This window comes from Streptomyces sp. NPDC051677 (assembly GCF_044453465.1).
Classification (GTDB): domain Bacteria; phylum Actinomycetota; class Actinomycetes; order Streptomycetales; family Streptomycetaceae; genus Streptomyces.
In genome coordinates this window covers 1-1,685 of sequence record NZ_JBITCT010000140.1, presented here as the reverse complement: position 1 = coordinate 1,685, position 1,685 = coordinate 1, and the positions used below count along the sequence as shown (strand labels likewise).

Genomic DNA, 1,685 nt, shown 5'->3' with positions numbered 1-1,685 from the left:
GCGCCCGCTTCGAGAACGGCCTCCTCGTCGAACGAGACAAGACCCTCGCAGCGTGATCCACCTCAACTGATCCACAAGTCTTGACAATTACTCTTCTGTGGTGAGCCAGGGTGGTCAGTACGTCCGCGATCCAGGACCTGCTGCAGATCTTTCATGGTGCCGCTCAGCGTTCCCGAGACGATCACCAGACGATCCCTTGCGGGATCGAGACCGGCCCTCACGGCGTGCACCCACTGGGCCACGGCGTCCTGCAGGGGCTTACCGGCGGTCAAGCTCCGCTTGGCCTGCACTAGCGCACGCCATCCTGATTCGAAGTCGATCCTGATGTCGTCGACCGCGTCGTCGGTCTCCAGCGACACGGACGCCACTCGGGCGTGTGCGGGAGGGATCTCGATCCTCGGCAGTGGAACTCCTGCGAGCCCACATGCCACCGCGAATGCTGCGACGCCGCGCCGGTACTCAGTTCCAGCATCGCCGGAAGCTCCTGCAATGCTCCCACGTCTTGCCCCAGAGCTGTCGACCACACACAGAGTCTAAAAGCAGCATGGGCGCCACATCATGCACGGTGCCGGCGCTGAGAGTCTTCCGAGGCTCTTGCGCGGGCCTCAGTCACGAATGCGCGATACCACAACATGCGATCTCACCAGCCCCAAGGCCGGGTGCCACGAGAAGCTCGCTGTCCACACCGTCAGTGTTGCGCGACCCGGCGAGGAGCCCAGGACCATAGGGGCTGATCGATGGGCTCGGCGCAATGAAACTGGGAGCCGACTGGGAGCCGTATCTCGAACTCGGCTCCCAACTGGCTCCCAAAGCGGCCCTCACAACCACTCAGGGGCCCGACCCGCCAAGCGGATCAGGCCCCTGACCTGGTACTTTCCTGTCGGGGTGGCGGGATTTGAACCCACGACCTCTTCGTCCCGAACTCTCGGCTGGGGGGTCATTGAGGTCTGCTGGGCTGGTCAGTCGGCCATCGACGGCTGTTGGCAGTCAGCTGCGGTCACGGTGGTTGCTGTACTTCGCTGCTGTACTGCAACCAGCGCCGGGCACTTGGAGGAGATCAGGCACAGAGGCGTGCGGCTGTCGAGTCTGCCTCGGCACCCTCATGGTGCATGGGGCGGCGTCGGTCGGTCCCGCCGGGAGGCATGAGGGATGCATGGCGTGATCGTCCGACCGCTTCAGGACGCTGCTGGGCGAACCGTGGCCCTTGGGCTGGGCCAGGCCGCGTTGAATCGAGGGATGTTGAACTGGGCGACAGATCGCACTGCCTCCTCAAACCGCCCGATCTTAGGGCGAGTTGTGTATCGTAAGGCGCGCATACGCTCCGTCCGAGGACGACGTATCGCTCGGTGTGAAGTTCTGCGCCGATAGCTCGACATGGCTGGCCTCAGGGCCCTGTGACGCAGGGGTCCTCCTGGACGGCTCATGTCGTGTCCAAGGGGACAGCGCGGTCCCTGCGGTACCACTACAAGGAGGAGCCGCTCGTCCAGGCGTTAGCACCGCCCGAGGATGATTGCGTGCGTCGGCAGTCTCTCAGTTCACGAACCACGAAGTCGGTGGTCGAACTGAGGCTGCCCGCTTCCAGTTCGACCCTCTGAGTGGACGTTAAGTCCGTTTCTCGTAGCGACCTCGTCCGGGTTGGGTGAGGAAGCCTTGTCGGACGAGGCGTCCGAGGCGGCTGCGGGTGA

1 protein-coding gene is annotated in these 1,685 nt (G+C 64.0%); it reads right to left on the bottom strand.

The genetic code is table 11. The annotated features are described in order from the left end of the window. Window positions 1-62: 62 nt before the first annotated feature. Window positions 63-359 (bottom strand): hypothetical protein, encoded by a 297-nt coding sequence (locus ACIBAF_RS49250; RefSeq protein WP_399473412.1) that lies wholly within the window; start codon window positions 357-359, stop codon window positions 63-65. Between the last annotated feature and the right edge of the window lie 1,326 nt (window positions 360-1,685).